Genomic DNA, 20818 nt, shown 5'->3' with positions numbered 1-20818 from the left:
TGGTTCCTCCCGGGAGCAGGGTGATCGCGACTGGTCGGGCAGCGCACGAGCTGAATTCAGGTGGTAAGGCCGCTCAACCTCAGTAGACGGTACCAATCGCTGGTTTCCAGTTCCGCAGAGGGCAGACCGGCAAGATCCTGGAAGCGGGGCGATGTTATCCAATTGGTGAAGAACTCGCCGACATCGGCTGCGATCTTCTCCAGTCGGCAGCCGGTGTACCAGACAACGCCGTCGTCCGGCACGCGCCACACACTTCCGTCGTGTGAGTCCACGAGAAGTGGGTTTCCGGCTGCCTGTCCGAAGCAGAAGAAGTGTGACGCGTCAGTGAGCTTGGCACCGTCCGGCAGCACGGCTCCGACCAGGTTCTCCGAAATCTGCCGGTACGGAAGGTCGTCCCTGCTGTAGAGCTGGGTCGAGTGGTCCATGTACAGGCCATCGCACATGGTGAGCATTGCAGCCACACTTGCGGGAATGTCTTCCGTGATTTTGGCCGGATCGACCCCGGCCGGAATTTCCGGCGTCCAAAGCTCGAACTGCTCCCTGTGCTGGGCAAGCGCATTTCGGAGCTTTGCCACCAGTGCGGCGGGTCCAGAAAGGGTCATTTCCATTTCACCTTTATTTGTATGGGTGTCCCGTCGGGCAGGTCTCTGATTTTTGGCCATACTTGATGGTTTCCTATGTCGGTATTGGTATTTCCGTCCAGCATCCTGATGTTCTCCCAATGGTCTCGTCCGCCCACCTGTAGCTCCTGGATGTGGTCAGGATGCATGGATCTCGCTACGCGCCTGGCTGTTTCGGCAAGTTCTGGATCGTCCTTATGGTTGTTGCTGATGATCCGCATGAGGGCGCCTTTGTAATCGTCCGTTATTCGCGAGTTCCGCTCGACGGGATTGGTCGCCTTGTAAAGTTTTCCGCGGCGCCCCAAGGATTGAAGTTGCTGAGCTTTTCGGGCGAACTGGGACTTGGGCATGAAGGGTTTCCATTGCACCGTCACCTTCGCCGGGGCCAGGTTGCCGTCCGGTCCCTTCGCTCGCCCTGTCCAGGAATTTCGCTTATGATCCTGATCTTCGGAGTTCCGGTGAATCCGGCGGATCATTTCCGCCAGGGCCTTGTCGTTCCGTTCGTGGTTTCGGGACATCAGGTCGAGACCCTTCTGAACGTCCCGAAGGTGTTGACGCAATTGTCGCTCAGCCTGCTTTATGGCTGACAGCACCTGAGTCGAGGCCTCGGCCACCGTGTTGGCCAGTGCACCCTTCCCGCGGGCTTGCTGCAACCTGCGGCCGACGTTACGGGTGCGTTCCCCTGCCGTGGCCTCGAGATCGTCGGCGTGTCGGCTCACGCGGTGGGCAAGGGCGGACGTCTCTTCGATGTTGTGGTGGAATCCGTCGCTCATGGACATCACCCGAAGGGGGAGCCGACGCCGGCGACGTTGGGTGGAAGCGGTGGGCTGGGTGGAAGCGGTGGGCTGGGCGGCGGTGGGCCGCCGTTGGTGTCACCATCTGTGCCTGCGAAGTGCCCCAGCCGAGCCTGGACATCGTCGACCTCGTTGGAGAAACCTTCCTTCCCTGCCTGGCCGACCTGGTCCCACTTCACGTCGTCTTGTAGATCGAGAGCACCGGCTGTCAACTGCACTGTCAGGTTTCCCGCCATGTTGCCCAGTGCTGCGAACACCGGGCCGGTGGCCAGCGACATGATCTCCTCAGCCGCGGCCCGCTCCACTTCGCGCAGTATTTTGCGCACCGTGACGCGCGTGGCCTGGGTAGCCCCCAGCGCGCCCAGTTCGGACAGGCCCAAAGTGACCGGAGCGGCGGCCTGAGCGGCAGCGACTTCAGCGGCAAGTATGCCGAGTTGGACGATGGCGGCCCCCTTGGCGCCCGCGATGAGTGTCGCCGCACCGTCGAGCCCGTTGGCCAGTAGCCGGGCGCCCTCCCCGAGATTGGCCAGGTGCTCGGTGTTGACCTTGTTCCAGTGGGCTTCGAATGCCTCGATGGCGATCCCGGAGTTCTCGCTCAGGAGGCGCTGCACCGCCTGGTGCGTGCCGGCGCGGCCGTCGTCCACTTCCTCGGCGAAGGCCCGCAGGTCGTCCGCCATCTCCCGGAACTCGTCTTCATCGACGTTCGGCCACTCGATGCCTATCAGGTCCAATACCCAGGCAAGTTCGTCAGGCAGGACGACGCCCACTGCACACCCCCGGCCCATCGGTTCGTCAACGACCAGGTGCCGATGCTAACGAAGTGTCAGTAAGAGGAGATGAGAGCCCTTTGCGCCGGTCGCCCCCGGGAATACACGACTGACCAGAAACTGCGAGAGTGCGGTCGCCCGTCGGGGCCTGGCGAATGCGCTGCCGCTCTGGTGTACGGCCCCTCACGCCGGAACGCGGCGGCCGACCCCTCTCCACAGCACCTCCAGGGCCGTAGTCGCCCCCGCCGAGATGCCGACCGTGATCGACGGCATCGCCGCCCTCGCCGACTTCAGCGTGAAGAGGTCCTGCAACCAGGAGGCCACCAACACCACCAGGATCACCAGCAGCACCGAGCACACCGTCTTGACCAGGAACAGGGGCACGACCCGGGTGACGTCGCCGATGACCACCCCGCCCCCCGCGACACCGAGGACAGGGGGCGGAGCTGTTGTTCAGGAGCACGATCCGGGCAACCGCCCGGATGCCCTCGGAACCCGATCCCATCGCCACCCCGATGACCGCGTTGAAGCGGGGGAAGGCGTCGGCGCGGACGGTGTCGACGGTGAAGTGGCTGCTGCGCACCGGAACGGCGTTGATCCGACCGTCCGCGACGGCGGTGGAACAGGGTGTACCGGGCCGAGTCCGGCTCTCGTACCGGTGCGCGTCGCGCGTTCGGCGGTACGTGCGGGTGTGCGCCCACCCCTGGGCGCCGGAATGTCCGAGCGGGGGACGCGGGTGGTGCCGTGGTGCCGACCGCGCAGCACCGGGAGAGGCCGTGGCCGCCGCAGGAGGGAACCGCGGGGTTGCCGCGGGAGGGAACCGCGGGGCTACCGCGGGAGGTCCTCGGGCTTCTCCCGGGCGGCCGCCGCCCGCTTGATCGCCGCGTCCCGCCTGCGGACGTACCAGATGCCGATGAGCCCGAGTCCGCCGCCCGCCAGGCAGGTCCACAGCCACCAGGTGCGCCCGTGGTCGGCGAACCAGCCGTAGAAGGGCAGCTGCACCAGGAAGAGGACGAACCACACGAGGGTGCCGCCGGTGATGGTGGCGACCACGGGCCCCTCCAGGGGCTCCGGCGCCTCGTGCTTCGGGGTCCACTTCGCCATGCGCACAGCTTACGAGGCGGGTCGCTCCGGGCCGGAGCGGAGCGGATCGGAGCAGCTCCCGCATGGGTCTACGCGCGGAGATGGCGATATTGAAGTCGTACGTTCATACTGAAACCGTTTGTCTTTGTCCACTTCCGTTCGTAGAAAACGCCAAGAGTCCGTGGGGGAGTCTCCTGGCGATGAGGTCCCGCATGTCCACCTCGGCCACCGCCAAGGTCCCCGCGCCCGACCAGCCGGAGGGCCGGCCCCCCCATGGCGCGCTCGACCGCCACTTCAAGATCTCCGAGCGCGGCAGCACGGTCGCCCGTGAGGTCCGCGGCGGTCTCGCCACCTTCTTCGCGATGGCCTACATCATCGTGCTGAACCCGATCATCCTCGGCAGCGCGAAGGACATGTACGGCCACCAGCTGGACAACGGCCAGCTGGTCACCGCGACCGCCCTGACGGCGGCGTTCACCACGCTCCTGATGGGCGTCATCGGCAACGTGCCGATCGCGCTCGCCGCCGGGCTCGGCGTGAACTCCGTCGTCGCGCTCCAGCTCGCCCCGCGGATGTCCTGGCCGGACGCCATGGGCATGGTCGTGCTGGCCGGTTTCGTGGTGATGCTGCTGGTCGCCACCGGCCTGCGCGAGCGCGTCATGAACGCCGTGCCCTACGGCCTGCGCAAGGCCATCTCCATCGGCATCGGCCTCTTCATCATGCTGATCGGCCTGGTCGACTCCGGCTTCGTCTCCCGCATGCCGGACGCCGCCAACACCACCGTCCCGCTCCAGCTCGGCGCGGACGGCCACCTCAACGGCTGGCCGGTGCTGGTCTTCGTCCTCGGCGCGCTGCTCACGCTGGCGCTGATCGTGCGCAAGGTGCCCGGCGCCATCCTCGTCTCGATCGTCGTCATGACGGTCGTCGCGATGATCATCAACCTGGTCGCCGAGGTGCCCTCCTGGGGCCTGACCACCCCGAAGTGGCCCGGCAACCCGGTCTCCGCCCCCGACTTCGGCCTGGTCGGCCAGGTCAGCCTGTTCGGCGGCTTCGAGAAGGTCGGTGTGCTCACCGGCGTCCTGTTCGTCTTCACCGTCCTGCTCTCCTGCTTCTTCGACGCCATGGGCACGATCATGGGCGTCAGCGACGAGGCGAAGCTGACCGACGCCCAGGGCCAGATGCCCGGCATCAACAAGGTGCTGCTCATCGACGGTGTCGCGGTCGCCGCGGGCGGTGCCAGCTCGGCCTCGGCCACCACCTGCTTCGTGGAGTCCACGGCGGGGGTGGGCGAGGGCGCCCGCACGGGCCTGGCGAACGTCGTCACCGGCGCGCTGTTCGCCGTGGCCCTGTTCCTGACGCCGATCGCCACCATGGTCCCGTCGCAGGCGGCCACCCCGGCCCTGCTCGCGGTCGGCTTCCTGATCCTGTCGAACTCCATCAAGGAGATCGACTGGGCCGACTACACAATTGCCGTCCCGGCCTTCGTGACGATGCTGATGATGCCGTTCACCTACTCGATCACCAACGGCATCGGCATGGGCTTCATCACCTTCTCGGTGCTGCGCCTGGCGGCCGGGCGGGGCCGGGAGGTCCCGGCGGCGATGTACGTGGTGTCGGCGGTCTTCGCCTTCTACTGGCTGATGCCGGCCCTGGGCCTGACCTGAGCACCGGCCCGGGCGCCGGTCCGGGCTGCGGGGACCGGGTGGTCCCGTGGGGCGTTCCGCCTCCTCGGCGGCCTGGAGCCGCTGGTCGAGGCCGCTGTGGACGAGCGTCCGGACGACATGGTCCGGACGCTCGTTCCTTTCCCGGCCGCATGGCGCCGGAGCCGCTCGAACGGCTCCCCGCCCCTCCGCGGGCCGGCGCACCCGTCCCCGTGATCCCCGTGATCCCCGTGATCCCCGTGGACACGGGGGCCGTCTCGCGCGACCGGGCGGTGCGCGGCCTTCCGGGAGCGGCCCGCCCGTGCGAGGTGGGGCCACGTGTCCCGGCTCACGGGCGGAAAGCCCCGCCCCAGTGGTATTTCGTCAGACTAATGAGTTACGCTAAAGACATGCCGGACCTCACCCATGGCGACGACGCCGCCGCCGTGAACTCCCTGCGATCCGCCGTGATGCGGCTGTCCCGTCGGCTCAAGCACCAGCGCGTCGACGAATCGCTCAGCCCCACCGAGATGTCGGTGCTCGGCACCCTGGCCCGCTGCGGCCGGGCCACCCCGGGCGAACTCGCCCGCAAGGAACACGTCCAGCCGCCGTCGATGACCCGCATCGTCGCGCTGCTGGAGGCCAAGGGGCTGGTCCGCCTGGAACCGCACCCCGAGGACCGGCGCCAGAAGGTCGTGACCCAGACCGAACAGGCCGAGGCGATGCTCGAGGAGAGCCGCCGCAAGCGGAACGCGTTCCTGGCCTCGCTGGTCGAGGAACTCGACGAGGACGAGTGGGCGGCACTGCGCGCCGCCGCACCGGTGCTCGAGAAGCTGGCGCACTTGTAAGCAGCGCGACCCCGAGGAGGCGACCCATTTGAGTACGGGACCCGGAGCAGCTTCCGTCCCCGCACCCGACACCCACGACACCCCCCGCAAGACGTCGATGTTCGCCTCCCTGAAGGTCAGGAACTACCGCCTGTTCTTCATGGGCCAGGTCGTCTCCAACATCGGCACCTGGATGCAGCGCATCGCACAGGACTGGCTGGTGCTCTCCCTCACCGGCTCCTCCGCCGCCGTCGGCATCACCACCGCCCTGCAGTTCCTGCCGATGCTCCTGTTCGGCCTGTACGGCGGCGTCCTCGTCGACCGGCTCCGCAAGCGCCCCACGCTGCTGGTCACCCAGACGTCGATGGCGCTCACCGCGCTCTTCCTCGCCGTCCTCACCCTCACCGGCCACGTCCAGGTCTGGCACGTCTACGTCGCCGCCTTCGCGATGGGCCTGGCCACCGTCGTCGACAACCCGGCCCGCCAGTCCTTCGTCTCCGAGCTGGTCGGCCGCGACCAGCTCCAGAACGCGGTCAGCCTGAACTCGGCCAACTTCCAGTCGGCCCGCCTGGTCGGCCCCGCCGTCGCCGGCCTGATGATCACCGGCGTCGGCACCGGCTGGGCGTTCCTCTTCAACGGCCTGTCCTTCGCCGCGCCCCTGACCGGTCTGCTGCTGATGCGCGCCCGCGAGCTGCACGTCGTCGAGCGCGCCCCGCGCGGCAAGGGGCAGCTGCGCGAGGGCCTGCGCTACGTCGCCGGGCGCCCCGAGCTGACCTGGACCATCGCCCTGGTCGGCTTCATCGGCACCTTCGGCTTCAACTTCCCCGTCTTCCTCTCCGCCTTCGCCGACGACGTCTTCCACGCCGGCGCGGGCGAGTACAGCCTCTTCAACACCCTCATGGCCGTCGGCTCGCTCGCCGGCGCCCTGCTGGCCGCCCGGCGCGGCAACGCCCGGCTGCGGGTGCTGATCGCGTCGGCCGTCGCCTTCGGCGTGCTGGAGGCCGCGGCCGCGCTCTCCCCGTCGCTGTGGCTGTTCGCCCTGCTGATGGTCCCCATAGGGATCTTCAGCATGACGGTCAACGTCACCGCGAACACCAGCGTCCAGATGGCCACCGACCCGGCCATGCGGGGCCGGGTGATGTCCCTCTACATGATGGTCTTCCTCGGCGGCGCCCCCATCGGCGCCCCGATCGTCGGCTGGGTCACCGACACCTACGGCGCCCGGGTCGGCTTCGCCGCCGGCGGCACCGTCGCGGCGGTCTCCGCCGTGGTGATCGCCCTGGTCCTGGCCCGCGTCGGCAACCTGCGCCTGTCGGTCGGCTGGCACGCCGGGCACCCGCGGGTGCGGGTCGAGCGGCGCGAGGACCTCGCACCGGCGGCGTGACCGGCCGGGCGCGGGCGGGGCCGTCGGCGGGGAGGCCGGGGCGGGCACACTGGCCCCATGAGACTCTTCGCCGCCGTGCTGCCCCCCGACGAGGTGATCCGGGCGCTGGCCGCCGAGATCGACCGGCTGAAGCGGCTGCCCGGCGCGGACGGGCTGCGCTGGACCGGCCGCCCGGGGTGGCACCTCACGCTCGCGTTCTACGGCGAGGTCGACGAGGCCCTCGTCCCGGACCTGTCGGACCGCCTGGCGCGGGCCGCCCACCGCACCGAACCCTTCCCGCTGGCCCTGAGCGGCGGCGGCCAGTTCGGCCGGGGCCGCGCCCTGTGGACCGGGGCCGAGGGCGACCTGCCCACCCTGGCCCTGCTGGCCGACCGCGCCGAGGCGGCCGGCCGCAAGGCGGGCGTGGAGATGGGGGAGCACCGCCGCTACAAGGCCCACCTGACGGTGGCGCGCAGCCGGGACGCGACCGACACCCGCCCGTACGTCGACGCGCTCGCCCCCTTCACCAGCCCCTCCTGGACCGTGGCGGAGCTGGTGCTGGTCCGCAGCAACCTGCCGAGGTCCGGCACGGCGGGCGAGCGGCCCCGCTACGAGCCGGTCGGCCGCTGGCCGCTGGGCGCCTCCGGTTAGGCTCGGGGGCGTGGACCCGAAGACCCGGAACCGGATCATGGCCGGTGTGCTCGTGCTGATGCTCGTGGTGGTGGCGGTGGCGGCGGCCGTAGGAAACTAGCGTCGCCGCGGGCCGTGCGCAGGTCCTGCGCACGGCCCGCGCGGGCCGCCGCACCGCCGCGTCCGGTACTACCAGGCGAACGCCTCGGGCGAGGGCCCCGGTCCGGGGAAGATCTCGTCGAGCCCGGTCAGCAGCTCGGCCGGCAGCTCCAGCTCGACGGCCCGCAGCGCCGAGGCGAGCTGCTCGGCGGTGCGCGGACCGACGATCGGGCCCGTCACGCCGGGCCGGGACAGCAGCCAGGCCAGCGCCACCTCGCCCGGTTCCATCCCGTGCTTGTCGAGCAGGTCCTCGTACGCCTGCACCTGCGCCCGCACGGCGGGGTCGTTGAGGGAGTCGGCGGCCCGGCCGGTGGTCCGGCGCCCGCCCTGGGCCTCCTTCTTGATGACGCCGCCCAGCAGGCCGCCGTGGAGCGGCGACCACGGGATGACGCCGAGGCCGTAGTCCCGCGCGGCCGGGATGACCTCCATCTCGGCGCGGCGCTCGGCGAGGTTGTACAGGCACTGCTCGCTGACCAGGCCGATGGTCCCGCCGCGCCGGGCGGCGATCTCGTTCGCCTGCGCGATCTTGTAGCCGGGGAAGTTGCTGGACCCGACGTACAGGATCTTGCCCTGCTGGACCAGGACGTCGATCGCCTGCCAGATCTCCTCGAACGGCGTGTCCCGGTCGATGTGGTGGAACTGGTAGAGGTCGATGTAGTCGGTCCGCAGCCGCTTGAGGCTGGCGTCGACGGCCCGCCGGATGTTGAGGGCGGACAGCTTGTCGTGGTTGGGCCAGACGGAGGCGTCGTCCGGACTCATGTTCCCGTACACCTTGGTGGCCAGGACGACCTTGTCCCGCCGTCCGCCGCCCTGTGCGAACCAGTTCCCGATGATGCTCTCGGTGCGGCCCTTGTTCTCGCCCCAGCCGTAGACGTTGGCGGTGTCGAAGAAGTTGATGCCGGCGTCCAGCGCCGCGTCCATGATCGCGTGGCTGTCGGCCTCGTCGGTCTGCGGACCGAAGTTCATCGTGCCGAGGACGAGCCGGCTGACCTTGAGTCCTGTGCGTCCGAGCTGCGTGTACTTCATGGTCCACAAGCCAACGGCTTGGAGTGGGCTCTAGGCAAGAGCGCTCCCCGCGACGTTCTCCGTCCGGGTGTACGGCACCTGCCCTGGCAGGGGCCGGCGGCGAGGTGCGGGGGGCCTCGGCGAGGGCGTGGGCGGTCCTCCCGGGGCCGTGGTCGTCGGCCCCGGCTAGCCGCCGTACGGCGCGCCCAGCCCCCACGCGTCGTGCATCGCCTCCGCGAACGCCGCCGCGATCTTGTGCTCGCCGCTCTCGTTCGGGTGGGTGCCGTCGTAGGTGTCGGTGTGGATGTCGTACGACGGCGGGGGCGAGGCCATGACCAGGGGGGAGGACGTCTCGTCCAGGTCGGCGGCCGTCTTCGCCAGCAGTTCGTTGAAGTGGGCGACCTGGGCGGCGAAGGGGGCGTCGTGCCCGGCCCGGATGTTGGGGGTGACGGGGAGCAGGACCATGCGGACGCGCGGCCTGGCCGCGCGGGCGGCGGCGACGAAGTCCCGCACGCTGTCCGTCGTCTGTTCCGCGTCGGTGTAGAAGCCGAGGTCGATCAGGCCGAGGGAGACCAGCAGGACGTCCGCCCGGTGGGCGCGGACCGCCTCGCCGATCAGCGGGGCCATGTGGAGCCAGCCCTCGCCCCAGCCGGCCAGGTGGCCCCGGGGGAAGTCCGGGTCGGCGTACGCGTACGAGACGGGGGCGTCGGCCTCCTTGTCGTACAGCGCCTCGCGCGGGCCGACGAGCGTGAACGGGCCGCCGTACGTCGCGCACAGGTGCCGCCACAGGCGGTAGCGCCAGGTGTGCTCCCCCGCGCTCCCGATCGTCATGGAGTCGCCGACGGGCATGAACCTGAGCATCGGATCATCATGGACGATCGGGCGTGCCGAACGCGATGTGAGCCCGGACACCTCCGTGAACACCCGCCCCCGATGGCAGGCTTGGGCCATGCGCCGACCCTTCGCCCTCCTCGCCGCCGCCCTGCTCGCGGGCGCTCCCGCCGCGCCCGCCTCCGCCGCCGACGGCACGAAGGCCGGGAACGACGGCTTCACGATCAAGGACCCGCGCATCACCGAGTCCAGCGGGCTGGCCGCCTCCCGCCTCCACCCCGGGATCTTCTGGACGCACAACGACAGCGACGACGGGCCGTACCTGTACGCCGTGGACGGCCGGACGGGGAGGACCGCCGCCCGGATCACCCTCACCGGCATCGGCACGCCGCGCGACGTCGAGGCGGTCTCCGTCGGGCCCGGCGGCCGGATCCTCGTCGGTGACATCGGGGACAACCTCGGCGGGCGGTGGCCGCACGTGTGGATCTACGAGCTGCCCGAGCCGAGGGAGCTGCGGGACCAGGCGGTCCGGGCCACGCAGTACGTCGTCACGTACGCGGACGGGCCCCGGGACGCCGAGTCGCTCGTCGTGCACCCGAAGACCGGGCGCGTCTACATCGTCGACAAGAAGGAGGACGGCGGGCACCTGTACGAGGGGCCGGCCGAGCTGTCCGCCTCGGGCACCAACGTCTTCCGGCCGGTCGCCCCCGTCGACCTGTGGGCGACCGACGCCGCGCTCTCCCCCGACGGCGAGCGGCTCGCCGTGCGCGGGTACTTCGGCGGGATCTGGTACGCCTGGAACGGCGGGCGGATCGAGCGCAAGGGGCGGCTCGACGTGCCGCTCCAGCGGCAGGGGGAGTCCGTCACCTACTCCGCCGACGGGACGAGGCTGCTGTACGGCAGCGAGGGCGAGGGCAGCGAGGTGCGCGCCGAGGACGCGCCGGGCGGGGGCGGGGGGTCCGGGGAGCCGCCGGCCGGGGAGGGGACGGACGGCTCCGGTTCCGGTTCGGGAGCGGACGAGGAGGGCGGCGGCGCGGGCGGCGTCGGCGGCGCGGCCCTCGCCGTGGTGGTGGCGCTGGGCGCGCTGTACGGGCTACGCCGGTTGTTCCGGCGGGGCTGAGGCGGGCCGCTCCCGCTCCGCGCGGCGTGCCGCCACCAGGACCTCCAGGCCGTCCAGGATGCGCTGGAGGCCGAACTCGAAGTGGTCGAAGGTGGGGCTCCAGGTGTCCTCGGCGAGGGAGGACACGACCGGGTAGCGGCCGGTCCTCATGACCTTCTCCAGGACCGGGACCTGCGCCTGGTAGAACTCGGTCGTCGTCAGGCCGGACCTGCGCTCGGCCTCCTCCTGGTAGACCTGCGTGCGCGCCGCCCCGGCGACGTACCCGTCGATCATGATGATCGCGGAGACCAGTTCCGGGTCGCTCAGGCCCATCGGCTTGATGCGGGCCAGCACCTTCTCCATGCCGTCGAGCGCGCCGGGGCCGAGGATCGGGCGGGACTGGTTGACGTGGAGCAGCCAGGGGTGGCGGCGGTACAGGGCGAGGGTGCCGCGGGCCATGGCCTCCAGGGCCGCGCGCCAGGAGCCGTCGCCGGGGCCGTCCGGATCGTCGGCGGGGCGCTGGACGCGGTCCAGCATCAGGTCGAGCAGTTCGGCCTTGCCGGGGACGTAGCGGTACAGGGACATCGCGCCGGTGCCGAGCTCGGTGGCGACGCGGCGCATCGAGACCGCCTCCAGCCCCTCGGCGTCCGCGACCCGGACGGCCGCCTCCACGATCCGGTCCAGGGTCAGGCCCGGCTTGGGGCCCCGGCTGGGGCGCGGACCGACGTCCCACAGCAGTTCGAGCGTGCGGGCGATGTCGCCGCTGCCGCTGGTCTCCGTGCCGCCGCTGCCGCCGGTCTTGCCGCTGGTCATGGGCTCAGCTTAAGTCCCGCGGGCCGGTCCGCCGGTAAAAACTGGGTACACCGTACGCGTGAATCGGGTACGGTGTACCCAGTTCGACCGAGAGGGACCGGGAGGGGCGTATGGACGGGCATGGCGGTCACAGCGGATACGGCGGAGATGGCGGAGGCGGCGGTTACGCGGTGTGGGCCGAGGCCCTGGAGAAGCGGTACGGCGAGAAGCGGGCCCTGGACGGCTTCGACCTCGCCGTCCGCGAGGGCACCGTGCACGGGCTGCTCGGCCCGAACGGCGCCGGGAAGACCACCGCCGTGCGCATCCTGTCCACGCTGATCAAGCTGGACGGGGGACGGGCGACGGTGGCCGGCCTGGACGTGGCCCGGCAGCCGCGCGAGGTGCGCGCCCGGATCGGGCTCACCGGGCAGTACGCGGCCGTGGACGAGGTGCTCACCGGGCGGCAGAACCTGGAGATGTTCGGGCGGCTGTTCCACCTGGGCGGGAAGCGGGCGCGGCTGCGGGCCGCCGAGCTGCTGGAGCGGTTCGACCTGGCCGACGCCGCCGACCGGGGCGTCGGCAAGTACAGCGGCGGCATGCGGCGCCGCCTCGACCTCGCCGCCTCGATGATCCTCGCGCCGGCCGTGCTGTTCCTGGACGAGCCGACGACCGGCCTGGACCCCCGCAGCCGCGGCGAGGTCTGGGAGTCGGTGCGGGCACTGGTCGCGAGCGGCACGACGGTGCTGCTGACCACGCAGTACCTGGAGGAGGCCGACAAGCTCGCCTCCCGCATCACCGTCATCGACCGGGGGCGGGCCATCGCCGACGACACCCCCGACGGGCTGAAGGACCTGATCGGCGGCGACCGCGTCGAGGTCGTCCTCGCCGAACGCGCCGACATCCCGCGCGCGGTGAAGGTGGTCGCCCGGGTGTGCGAGGGCGAACCCGAGACGGACGAGGCGGAGCTGCGGGTGCACGCCCCGGTCACCGACCGGGTCGCCGCCCTGACCGAGGTGGCCCGCACCCTCCAGGACGAGGGCGTCCGGGTCGAGGACATCGGGCTGCGCAGGCCCAGCCTCGACGACGTGTTCCTGCGCCTGACCGGACACCGCACGGAGGACTCGCAGGAGACCTCGCAGACCTCTCAGGGGAAGGAGACGGCGGCATGAGCGCCCTCGACCTGACCGTGCCGGACAGCCGGGGCCGGCTGTACTGGCTGCTCGCCGACTGCTGGAACATCGTCCGCCGCGGTCTGACCCACTACCGGCGCCAGCCCGTCAACATCGTCTGGCAGCTCGGCTTCCCCATCCTGTCCGTGCTGCTGTACGGCTATGTCTTCGGCAGCGCGATGAAGGTGCCCGGCGGCGGGGACTACAAGGACTTCCTGATGCCGGGCATGTTCGCGATGACGATGGCCTTCGGCTTCGTCAACACCGCGACGCTCGTGGTGTACGACTCCACCAAGGGCGTCATCGACCGGTTCCGCTCCATGCCGATGGCCTCCTCCGCGGTGGTCGCCGGACGCGGGGTGACCGATCTGCTGGTCGCCGCCGCCGAGTTGGCGATCATGATGCTGACCGCGCTGGCCATGGGCTGGCGTCCGGACGGCGGCTGGGGCTTCCTGGCCGCGTTCGGGCTGCTGCTGTGGCTGCGGTTCGCCCTCATCTGGATCGGGGTGTGGCTCGGGCTGCTCGTGCCCAACCCGGAGGCGGCGGGCGGCCTGTTCGCGGTCGCGTTCCCGCTGACGATGATCTCCAGCATCTTCGTCGCGCCGCAGCTCATGCCCGACTGGCTCGGCTGGCTGGCGGCCTGGAACCCCCTGTCCTCCACGGCCGCGGCCACCCGCGACCTGTTCGGCACACCGGCCGGCGGCGGCGACTCGTGGGTCGAGCAGCACGCGCTGCTGATGGCCGGGGTGTGGCCGCTGGTACTGACGGCGGTCTTCCTGCCGCTGGCGGCCCGGAGGTTCCGGCGGCTGAGCCGCTGAGGGGGCTCTGTGGCGGCTGGGGGACGCGAGCCCCCGGCCGCCCCCGATTCGGGGGGCAGGCCACCAGGGCCGGAAGGGGGAAGGGGGCGTTCGGGGAAGAAGCCGACGGGGCGTGCGGGTGATCGGCGACACGGTGTCCGACGAACCGCAGTGCCGCCGCCTCGTGGCCGAGCTGGACCGGCTGCCCTGCGGGAAGAGGGGCAGCACGGTGCGAAAGCCCGCCGCTGCGGCCGGGTCCGCGATCGCCTCCACGGTCACCCCTCCTTCGTGGGAGAACCCGTCGAGCCGCGGAGGCGGTCGTCGAGCGGTTCGCACAGGCGTCGCAGCACACGCGAAGGGCGCCCGGCCGATCGTCCGCCGGGCGCCCTTCGTCGTCGTACGCCGGGGGACTACAGCTTCTCGACGACGTAGTCGACGCACTTGGTGAGCGCCTCGACGTCGGCCGGGTCGACCGCCGGGAACATCGCGACGCGCAGCTGGTTGCGGCCCAGCTTGCGGTACGGCTCGGTGTCGACGATGCCGTTGGCGCGCAGCACCTTGGCGACGGCGGCGGCGTCGACCTCGTCGGTGAAGTCGATCGTGCCGATGACGGCCGAGCGCTTGGCCGGGTCGGCGACGAAGGGGCTGGCGAACTTCACGTCCTCGGCCCAGCCGTACAGGGTGCGCGCGGAGGTCGCGGTGCGGCGCACGGCCCAGTCCAGGCCGCCCTGGCCGTTGAGCCACTCCAACTGCTCGCCCAGGAGGAAGAGGGTGGCGAGGGCCGGGGTGTTGTACGTCTGGTTCTTGCGGGAGTTGTCGATCGCCGTCGGGAGCGAGAAGAACTCCGGGACGTGGCGGCCGGAGGCGTGGATCCGCTCGGCGCGCTCGATCGCGGCCGGGGAGAACACGCCGATCCACAGCCCGCCGTCGGAGGCGAAGGACTTCTGCGGGGCGAAGTAGTAGACGTCCGTCTCGGCGATGTCGACCGGCAGGCCGCCCGCGCCGGAGGTGGCGTCGACCAGGACGAGGGCGCCCTCGTCGGCGCCGGCCACGCGCTTGATGGGCATGGCGACGCCGGTGGAGGTCTCGTTGTGGGTGAAGGCGTAGACGTCGACACCCGCCTCGGCCCGCGCCTCGGGGTGCGTGCCCGGGTCGGAGGAGACGACGGTGGGCTCGGCCAGCCACGGCGCCAGCTTGGCGGCCTTGGCGAACTTGGAGGAGAACTCGCCGAAGCTGAGGTGCTGCGACTTGTTCTCGATCAGGCCGTGGGTCGCGATGTCCCAGAACGCGGTGGAGCCGCCGTTGCCGAGGACCACCTCGTAGCCGTCGGGGAGCCGGAACAGCTCGCGGATGCCCTCGCGCACCTTGCCGACCAGGTTCTTGACCGGGGCCTGGCGGTGGGAGGTGCCCATCAGGGACGTGCCGGTGGCGGCCAGCGCCTGCAGCGCTTCCGTCCGCACCTTGGAGGGACCCGCGCCGAACCGACCGTCCGCGGGCTTGATGTCAGCAGGAATCTGGATCTCAGCCACGAGGCGGAGGGTATCGGTTCGGAGAAACCGGACGGAATCGTGTCCGTTCGATGAGACGAGTCCTCCGCCCCCTGGACTTGTGAGATCCACCAGATGCAAGGGGCCGGGCGGGCCTCAGCCCCGGCCCACCGCCTTCGCCACGAGTGCGCCGATGCGCTCCTCGTCGGCGGCGGTCAGCTCCCTCAGGGCGTAGGCGACCGGCCACGCGGCGCCGTCGTCGAGCGCCGCCTGGTCGCTGAACCCGAGCGTGGCGTACCTCGTCCTGAACTTCTGCGCGCTCTGGAAGTGGCAGAGGACCTTGCCGTTGCGGGCGTACGCGGGCATCCCGTACCAGAGCTTCGGCGTGAGCTCCGGGGCGACGGCCTTGACGAGGGCGTGGATCTTCTCGGCGAGGACCCGGTCCGCCTCCGGCATCTCGGCGATCTTCGCCAGCACCTCGCCCTCGGTGTCCGCCTTGGCCCCGCGCGGGCTGCGGCGAGAGGCCTTCAGCTCCTTGGCGCGCTCCTTCATCGCGTCCCGCTCCTCGGCCGTGAATCCGTCGTACCGCTCGGCGGCCTCGGTGACCGTGCCGGTGCTCCCGGTGGACGGCTGCATGTGCTTCATGACGGTTTCCTCTCCTGCGGGGGCGGTGTGGGAAAGGGCCGGGGAGTCCTGCGCGTCCTCCCGGTCGGTCCGGTCACGGGTGTCGCGCGGCCGTGCGGGGCCGCTCGGGCGCTGCGCCTCGATGAGCGCGCGCCTCCAGCCGGGGTGGCACATGACGAGTCACTCCCCTTTCGCCGACGGCGACGGGCGGCGGTTCAGCGGAGTTCCTGGATGCGGACCAGGTTGCCCGCGGGGTCGCGGAAGGCGCAGTCGCGGATGCCGTACGGCTGCTCGGTCGGCTCCTGGACGACCTCGGCGTCGGCCGCCTGCACCTTCTCGAACGTCTCGTCGAGGTTCGGGGTGGCCAGCAGGATCCAGCCGTAGGTGCCCTTGGCCATCATCTCGGTGATGGTGCGGCGCTCGTCCTCGGTGACCCCGGGGTCGGAGGCCGGCGGCGCCAGGAGGAGGGAGGTGCCGGGCTGGCCGGCGGGGCCGACGGTGATCCAGCGCATCGTGCCCTGCCCGACGTCGTTGCGGACCTCGAAGCCGAGGACGTCGCGGTAGAAGGCCAGCGACGCCTCCGGGTCGACGTGGGGGAGGAAGCTCGTGTGAATGGTGATGTCCATGTCGATCAGGCTAGGGAGGGCGCCGCGGCCCGCGCTTCTCGATTCCTGATCGATCCCGCCGCGCCCGGACGGCCCGCCGTGCCCGGGTGGTCCGCCGGGCCCGGGTGGTCCGCCGCGCCCGGGCGGTCCGCGGCGCCCGGCCGGCCGTCGTCACCGCCGGCGGCCGGATGCATCCTGGACGCATGACCGAACTGGAGGCGGCGCTGCGCGGGGCGGTGAGGGGCGAGGTCGCCTTCGACGCCGCCTCCCGGGCGCTGGCGACGATGGACGCGTCCAACTACCGGCGGGTCCCGCTGGGGGTGGTGGCGCCGCGCGACGCCGACGACGTGGCGGCGGTGCTCCGGGTGTGCCGGGAGCGCGGGGTTCCGGTGGTGGCGCGGGGCGGGGGCACGTCGATCGCGGGGCAGGCCACGGGCACGGGGGTGGTCCTGGACTTCACCCGGCACATGAACCGGATCGTGTCGCTGGACCCGGAGGCGCGCACCGCCGTCGTCCAGCCGGGGCTGGTCCTGGACCGGCTCCAGGAGGCCGCCGCCCCGCACGGGCTGCGCTTCGGACCCGACCCCTCCACCCACAGCCGGTGCACGCTCGGCGGCATGATCGGGAACAACTCCTGCGGCTCCCACTCGGTGGCCTGGGGCACGACGGCGGACAACGTGCGGGAGCTGACGGTGCTCACCGCGCGCGGACGGCCGTTGCGGCTGGGGCGGGGCTGGGCCGGGGCGCCGGAGGGGCTGCGGGAGCTGGTGGACGGTGACCTGGCGCGGCTGCGCACCGGTTTCCCGCAGCTGCCCCGCCGCATCTCCGGGTACGCGCTGGACGCGCTGCTGCCGGAGCGGGGCGCGGACGTCGCCCGTTCCTTCTGCGGCTCCGAGGGGACGCTCGGGGTGCTGACGGAGGCGGTGGTACGGCTGGTGGAGGCCCCCCGCGCGCGGGCACTGGCCGTGCTGGGGTACGGCGACGAGAGCGCGGCGGCCGAGGCGGCGGTCGGCCTGCTGCCGCTGGAGCCGCTGACGGTGGAGGGCATGGCGGCCGACCTGGTGCCGTCGGCGGCCGGGCTGCCGCGCGGCGGGGCCTGGCTGTTCGTGGAGACGGGCGGGGAGACGGCCGGGGAGGCACGCGCGCGGGCCCGGGCCGTGGTGCGGGCGGCCGGCGTCGCCGACTCGCTGGTGGTGACCGATCCGGCCGGGCGGCGGGCGCTGTGGCGGATGAGGGAGGACGCCGCCGGCACGGCGACGCGGATGCCGGACGGTTCAGAGGCCTGGCCCGGCTGGGAGGACTGCGCGGTGCCGCCCGCCCGGCTCGGCGCCTACCTGCGCGAGTTCCGGGGACTGCTCGCCGCCCACGGGCTGCGCGGCACGCCGTACGGGCACTTCGGGGACGGCTGCGTCCACGTGCGCATCGACTTCGACCTGCTGACGGAGGCGGGGGTCGGCCGCTTCCGCCGCTTCTCGGAGGAGCTCGCCGACCTGGTGGTGGCGCACGGCGGGTCGCTGTCCGGGGAGCACGGGGACGGGCAGGCGCGGGCCGAGCTGCTGCCGAGGATGTACGGCGAGGAGACGGTCGCCCTGTTCGAGCGGGCCAAGGCCGTCTGGGACCCGGACGATCTGCTCAACCCGGGGACGCTGGTCCGCCCGGCGCTCCTGGACGCCAACCTGCGCTTCGCCGTCCTGCCGCGCGAGCCGGTGGACGTCGCCTTCGGCTACCCGTCCGACGGCGGCGACTTCTCCGCGGCGGTCCGCCGCTGCGTCGGCGTCGCCAAGTGCCGTACGGCGTCGGTGTCCGGCCCCGCCGTCATGTGCCCGTCCTTCCGGGTGACGGGCGAGGAGGCGCACTCCACGCGCGGACGGGCCCGGCTGCTGCACGAGATGCTCGCCGGGGAGCTGGTGACGGACGGCTGGCGGTCGGCGCGGGTCCGGGACGCGCTGGACCTGTGCCTGGCCTGCAAGGGCTGCCGGTCGGACTGCCCGGCCGGGGTCGACATGGCCACCTACAAGGCGGAGTTCCTGCACCACCACTACGCCGGTCGGCTCCGCCCCGCCGCCCACTACGCGCTCGGGGGGCTACCGGTGTGGCTGCGGTGGGCGGACCGTACGCGCACGGCGGCGGTGGTCGACGCCCTGGCCCGCGTGCGTCCGCTCGCGGCGGCGGCGAAGCGGCTCGGCGGCCTCGCGGCCGAACGGGAGATCCCGCGGCTGGCGGGGAAGACGTTCAGCCGGTGGTGGCGCGGGCGCGCCGGGGGCGGGGCCGCCGGGAGCGGGGGCGCGGGTGACTTGATCGTGCTGTGGCCCGACACGTTCACCGAGCACCTGTCACCGTCCGTGGGCCGGGCCGCCGTACGGGTGCTGGAGGCGGCGGGGCTGCGGGTGGTGCCGCCGCCGACGCTGCGGCCGCGCGGCCGGCGCGTCGGGGACGGCGCCTCCCGGTCGGCGGCCGGTCTGCTCACGGCCCGTCGGGGCCGGGTCTGCTGCGGGCTGACGTACGTCTCCACGGGCCGGCTCGACCGGGCCCGCGCGGTCATGCGGCGCACCCTGGACCTGATGGAGCCGGTGCTGGACACCGGCGCCCCCGTCGTCGTCCTGGAGCCGAGCTGCGCCGCCGCCCTCCGCACCGACCTGCCGGAACTGCTGCCGGGCGACCCGCGCGCCGCCCGCCTCGCCGCCCGCGTCCTGACCTTCGCCCAAGCGCTGGAGCGCCATGCCCCCGGCTGGGCACCGCCGCCCGTGGACCGTCCCGTCGTCGGACAGACCCACTGCCACCAGCACGCGGTGCTCGGCGACGCGGCCGACCGCCGCCTGCGCGCCGCCGCGGGCCTGACCGGGGAGCTGAGCGGCGGCTGCTGCGGCCTCGCCGGCAACTTCGGCTTCGAGCGGGGCCACTTCGGGGTGTCGGTCGCCTGCGCGGAGGAGCAGGTGCTGCCCGCGGTGCGCAACGCGCCGGACGGGGCGGTGGTCCTCGCCGACGGCTACTCCTGCCGGACGCAGCTGGAGCAGCTGGCCGGGGTGCGGGGGCGGCACCTGGCGGAGGTGCTGGCGGAGGCGCTGGAGCGGGGGAGCCGGGCGGCGCCGGGGGAGGGGCGGGCCGGGTGAGGGACGGGCGGGGCACCCGGCGGGAGCCGCCTTCCGGGCCCGGTTCCGCGGCTCCGGCGGGGACGGGGCCGAGGTCCTCGGGGAGGACGCGGACACCGCCGGTGACGGCACCGGGGCGGCTGGTTCCGAAGCGCGCGAGGGCTTCCATTGACAGGGGCGCGACCGTGCCATGACAGTGGCGTGGGAGAGGTACACCCCTGACCGAGTTCATTCGCATGTACCAAGCGGTACGGTGGAATGTACGCGGGTGCGGGTACGCCCGCACGACGGTCCTCGGAAGAACAGCCACCAGCCCCGGAAGGTCCCGTGAGCACGCCCAGCGCCACCCCCGGCACCCCGCCCCCGGCCGTCCCCTCCCCGGAGCTCGCGGCAGCGGGCGCCGCCGGCCGGGCGGCGCCCGCGCCGGGCGGTCCCCCCGGCCGCCTGGGCGCCCTGGGGCCGGTCGGCCTGGTCCTCGCCGGCGGCGTCTCGGTGCAGTTCGGCGGCGCGCTCGCGGTGACCCTGATGCCGCGGGCCGGAGCGCTCGGCGTCGTGACCCTCCGCCTGCTGGTCGCCGCCGTCGTGCTGCTGCTCGTCTGCCGCCCCCGGCTGCGCGGCCACTCCCGCGCCGACTGGGCCACGGTGGCCGCCTTCGGCGTCACCATGGCCGGGATGAACGGCCTCTTCTACCAGGCCGTCGACCGCATCCCGATGGGCCCGGCGGTCACCCTGGAGGTGCTCGGCCCGCTCGCCCTGTCCGTGCTGGCCTCCCGCCGCGCGGTCAACGTCGTCTGGGCCGCCCTCGCCCTCGCCGGCGTCTTCCTCCTCGGCGGCGGCGACTTCGACGGCCTCGACGCGGCCGGCGTCGCCTTCGCGCTGGGCGCGGGCGCGATGTGGGCGGCGTACATCGTCTTCAGCGCGCGCACGGGCCGCCGCTTCCCGCAGGCCGACGGGCTCGCGCTGGCCATGGCGGTCGGCGCGGTGCTGTTCCTGCCGCTGGGCCTCGCCGAGTCGGGAACGAAGCTGTTCGACCCGGTGACGCTCGCGCTGGGCGCCGCGGTGGCCCTGCTCTCCTCCGTACTGCCCTACACCCTGGAACTCCTCGCCCTGCGCCGCCTGCCCGCCTCCACCTTCGCCGTCCTGATGAGCCTGGAACCGGCCCTCGCCGCCCTGGCCGGGTTCCTCGTCCTGGACCAGGCCCTGTCCGCCCCGCAGGCGGCGGCCATCGCCCTGGTCGTCGCGGCCAGCATGGGCGCGGTGCGCACACAGGTGGGGCGGCGGCGCGGGGCGGCGCGGGACTGACCCGGACCGGGCCCGCCCGGGCGCCTTGCCCGGGCCCGTGGCCGGGGCCGCCGCACGCCACCGGAACCCGGCGTCACCGGCCGGCCGGGCGGCTGTCACCATCGGAGGCGGTGTCTTAAGGTGTGGCGTCGCCGT

Annotated in this window: 19 protein-coding genes and 1 pseudogene; 9 read left to right on the top strand and 11 right to left on the bottom strand. The window is 72.4% G+C overall.

Annotated elements, in window-relative coordinates; translation table 11 throughout:
* Positions 1-56 precede the first annotated feature (56 nt).
* From ACSU6Z_RS12945 to ACSU6Z_RS12925, 5 genes and pseudogenes are all read right to left on the bottom strand, one after another.
* Entirely contained in the window at positions 57-602 is a 546-nt protein-coding gene (locus ACSU6Z_RS12945) for a hypothetical protein (protein WP_437045432.1), read from the bottom strand.
* Positions 599-1393 (bottom strand): hypothetical protein, encoded by a 795-nt coding sequence (locus tag ACSU6Z_RS12940; protein WP_437045430.1) that lies wholly within the window; start codon positions 1391-1393, stop codon positions 599-601. Before ACSU6Z_RS12940 ends, ACSU6Z_RS12945 begins: the two co-directional genes overlap by 4 nt.
* A 5-nt stretch (positions 1394-1398) precedes the next feature.
* Positions 1399-2181 (bottom strand): hypothetical protein, encoded by a 783-nt coding sequence (locus tag ACSU6Z_RS12935; protein WP_437045428.1) that lies wholly within the window; start codon positions 2179-2181, stop codon positions 1399-1401.
* Positions 2182-2508: 327 nt separating this feature from the next.
* Positions 2509-2707, bottom strand: a pseudogene (locus ACSU6Z_RS12930) (hypothetical protein); the annotation flags it as partial.
* Positions 2708-3009: 302 nt separating this feature from the next.
* Positions 3010-3285, bottom strand: a complete 276-nt coding sequence (locus tag ACSU6Z_RS12925) for a DUF2530 domain-containing protein (RefSeq protein ID WP_437045426.1) — start codon at positions 3283-3285, stop codon at positions 3010-3012.
* A 191-nt stretch (positions 3286-3476) separates the two neighbouring features.
* Between ACSU6Z_RS12925 and ACSU6Z_RS12920 the strand changes: the two genes are divergently transcribed.
* From ACSU6Z_RS12920 to thpR, 4 genes are all read left to right on the top strand, one after another.
* Complete coding sequence (locus tag ACSU6Z_RS12920) at positions 3477-4928, top strand: NCS2 family permease (protein ID WP_437045424.1); 1452 nt, start codon at positions 3477-3479, stop codon at positions 4926-4928.
* Between the two features lie 386 nt (positions 4929-5314).
* Positions 5315-5752: a MarR family winged helix-turn-helix transcriptional regulator gene (locus ACSU6Z_RS12915; protein WP_358779814.1), complete on the top strand. Its 438-nt coding sequence runs from the start codon at positions 5315-5317 to the stop codon at positions 5750-5752.
* A 28-nt stretch (positions 5753-5780) separates the two neighbouring features.
* Positions 5781-7115, top strand: a complete 1335-nt coding sequence (locus tag ACSU6Z_RS12910; RefSeq protein WP_437045422.1) for an MFS transporter — start codon at positions 5781-5783, stop codon at positions 7113-7115.
* A gap of 57 nt (positions 7116-7172) precedes the next feature.
* Entirely contained in the window at positions 7173-7745 is a 573-nt protein-coding gene (gene thpR / locus ACSU6Z_RS12905) for an RNA 2',3'-cyclic phosphodiesterase (RefSeq protein ID WP_437045420.1), read from the top strand.
* 168 nt (positions 7746-7913) lie between these two features.
* Here thpR and ACSU6Z_RS12900 read toward each other — a convergent pair whose 3' ends face one another.
* On the bottom strand, positions 7914-8909 hold the full coding sequence (locus ACSU6Z_RS12900) for an aldo/keto reductase (protein ID WP_437045418.1): 996 nt from the start codon (positions 8907-8909) through the stop codon (positions 7914-7916).
* Positions 8910-9074: 165 nt separating this feature from the next.
* A complete protein-coding gene (locus tag ACSU6Z_RS12895; protein WP_437045416.1) occupies positions 9075-9749 on the bottom strand; it encodes a GDSL-type esterase/lipase family protein in 675 nt (224 codons plus the stop codon).
* An 88-nt stretch (positions 9750-9837) separates the two neighbouring features.
* Here ACSU6Z_RS12895 and ACSU6Z_RS12890 point away from each other — a divergent pair, with 88 nt between their 5' ends.
* Entirely contained in the window at positions 9838-10839 is a 1002-nt protein-coding gene (locus ACSU6Z_RS12890; protein ID WP_437045414.1) for a WD40 repeat domain-containing protein, read from the top strand.
* Here ACSU6Z_RS12890 and ACSU6Z_RS12885 read toward each other — a convergent pair.
* Positions 10813-11631 carry a TetR/AcrR family transcriptional regulator gene (locus ACSU6Z_RS12885; RefSeq protein ID WP_437045412.1) on the bottom strand — a complete coding sequence of 273 codons (819 nt, stop codon included), beginning with the start codon at positions 11629-11631 and terminating at the stop codon, positions 10813-10815. The two genes, ACSU6Z_RS12890 and ACSU6Z_RS12885, sit on opposite strands and share 27 nt — an antisense overlap.
* Positions 11632-11741: 110 nt before the next feature.
* Between ACSU6Z_RS12885 and ACSU6Z_RS12880 the strand changes: the two genes are divergently transcribed.
* Positions 11742-12779, top strand: a complete 1038-nt coding sequence (locus ACSU6Z_RS12880) for an ATP-binding cassette domain-containing protein (protein WP_437045410.1) — start codon at positions 11742-11744, stop codon at positions 12777-12779.
* Positions 12776-13597: an ABC transporter permease gene (locus tag ACSU6Z_RS12875; RefSeq protein WP_437045408.1), complete on the top strand. Its 822-nt coding sequence runs from the start codon at positions 12776-12778 to the stop codon at positions 13595-13597. Before ACSU6Z_RS12880 ends, ACSU6Z_RS12875 begins: the two co-directional genes overlap by 4 nt.
* Before the next feature lie 389 nt (positions 13598-13986).
* Here ACSU6Z_RS12875 and serC read toward each other — a convergent pair whose 3' ends face one another.
* The 3 genes from serC to ACSU6Z_RS12860 form a co-directional block, all read right to left on the bottom strand.
* Positions 13987-15105 carry a phosphoserine transaminase gene (gene serC, locus ACSU6Z_RS12870; RefSeq protein WP_437045406.1) on the bottom strand — a complete coding sequence of 373 codons (1119 nt, stop codon included), beginning with the start codon at positions 15103-15105 and terminating at the stop codon, positions 13987-13989.
* Positions 15106-15219: 114 nt separating this feature from the next.
* On the bottom strand, positions 15220-15699 hold the full coding sequence (locus ACSU6Z_RS12865) for an iron chaperone (RefSeq protein WP_437050289.1): 480 nt from the start codon (positions 15697-15699) through the stop codon (positions 15220-15222).
* Between the two features lie 203 nt (positions 15700-15902).
* Complete coding sequence (locus ACSU6Z_RS12860; protein WP_437045404.1) at positions 15903-16313, bottom strand: VOC family protein; 411 nt, start codon at positions 16311-16313, stop codon at positions 15903-15905.
* 182 nt (positions 16314-16495) lie between these two features.
* Here ACSU6Z_RS12860 and ACSU6Z_RS12855 point away from each other — a divergent pair, with 182 nt between their 5' ends.
* Together ACSU6Z_RS12855 and ACSU6Z_RS12850 are read left to right on the top strand one after the other, a co-directional pair.
* Positions 16496-19402 carry an FAD-binding and (Fe-S)-binding domain-containing protein gene (locus ACSU6Z_RS12855; protein ID WP_437045402.1) on the top strand — a complete coding sequence of 969 codons (2907 nt, stop codon included), beginning with the start codon at positions 16496-16498 and terminating at the stop codon, positions 19400-19402.
* A 306-nt stretch (positions 19403-19708) separates the two neighbouring features.
* Entirely contained in the window at positions 19709-20683 is a 975-nt protein-coding gene (locus tag ACSU6Z_RS12850; protein WP_437045400.1) for an EamA family transporter, read from the top strand.
* Positions 20684-20818: the final 135 nt, after the last annotated feature.

Source organism: Streptomyces sp. enrichment culture (assembly GCF_964273145.1).
In the GTDB taxonomy this organism is placed as follows: Bacteria; Actinomycetota; Actinomycetes; order Streptomycetales; family Streptomycetaceae; genus Streptomyces.
Note: the sequence above shows the minus strand (reverse complement) of the source record. Positions and strands in the feature narration are given on the sequence as shown.

Bases quoted from the DNA above. Each gene is read 5' to 3' on its own strand.
- ACSU6Z_RS12945 (WP_437045432.1), bottom strand. From the start codon at position 602: ATGACCCTTTCTGGACCCGCCGCACTGGTGGCAAAGCTCCGAAATGCG.
- ACSU6Z_RS12940 (WP_437045430.1), bottom strand. From the start codon at position 1,393: ATGAGCGACGGATTCCACCACAACATCGAAGAGACGTCCGCCCTTGCC.
- ACSU6Z_RS12925 (WP_437045426.1), bottom strand. From the start codon at position 3,285: ATGGCGAAGTGGACCCCGAAGCACGAGGCGCCGGAGCCCCTGGAGGGG.
- ACSU6Z_RS12920 (WP_437045424.1), top strand. From the start codon at position 3,477: ATGTCCACCTCGGCCACCGCCAAGGTCCCCGCGCCCGACCAGCCGGAG.
- ACSU6Z_RS12915 (WP_358779814.1), top strand. From the start codon at position 5,315: ATGCCGGACCTCACCCATGGCGACGACGCCGCCGCCGTGAACTCCCTG.
- thpR (WP_437045420.1), top strand. From the start codon at position 7,173: ATGAGACTCTTCGCCGCCGTGCTGCCCCCCGACGAGGTGATCCGGGCG.
- ACSU6Z_RS12900 (WP_437045418.1), bottom strand. From the start codon at position 8,909: ATGAAGTACACGCAGCTCGGACGCACAGGACTCAAGGTCAGCCGGCTC.
- ACSU6Z_RS12895 (WP_437045416.1), bottom strand. From the start codon at position 9,749: ATGCTCAGGTTCATGCCCGTCGGCGACTCCATGACGATCGGGAGCGCG.
- ACSU6Z_RS12890 (WP_437045414.1), top strand. From the start codon at position 9,838: ATGCGCCGACCCTTCGCCCTCCTCGCCGCCGCCCTGCTCGCGGGCGCT.
- ACSU6Z_RS12885 (WP_437045412.1), bottom strand. From the start codon at position 11,631: ATGACCAGCGGCAAGACCGGCGGCAGCGGCGGCACGGAGACCAGCGGC.
- ACSU6Z_RS12880 (WP_437045410.1), top strand. From the start codon at position 11,742: ATGGACGGGCATGGCGGTCACAGCGGATACGGCGGAGATGGCGGAGGC.
- ACSU6Z_RS12875 (WP_437045408.1), top strand. From the start codon at position 12,776: ATGAGCGCCCTCGACCTGACCGTGCCGGACAGCCGGGGCCGGCTGTAC.
- ACSU6Z_RS12865 (WP_437050289.1), bottom strand. From the start codon at position 15,699: ATGCAGCCGTCCACCGGGAGCACCGGCACGGTCACCGAGGCCGCCGAG.
- ACSU6Z_RS12860 (WP_437045404.1), bottom strand. From the start codon at position 16,313: ATGGACATCACCATTCACACGAGCTTCCTCCCCCACGTCGACCCGGAG.
- ACSU6Z_RS12855 (WP_437045402.1), top strand. From the start codon at position 16,496: ATGACCGAACTGGAGGCGGCGCTGCGCGGGGCGGTGAGGGGCGAGGTC.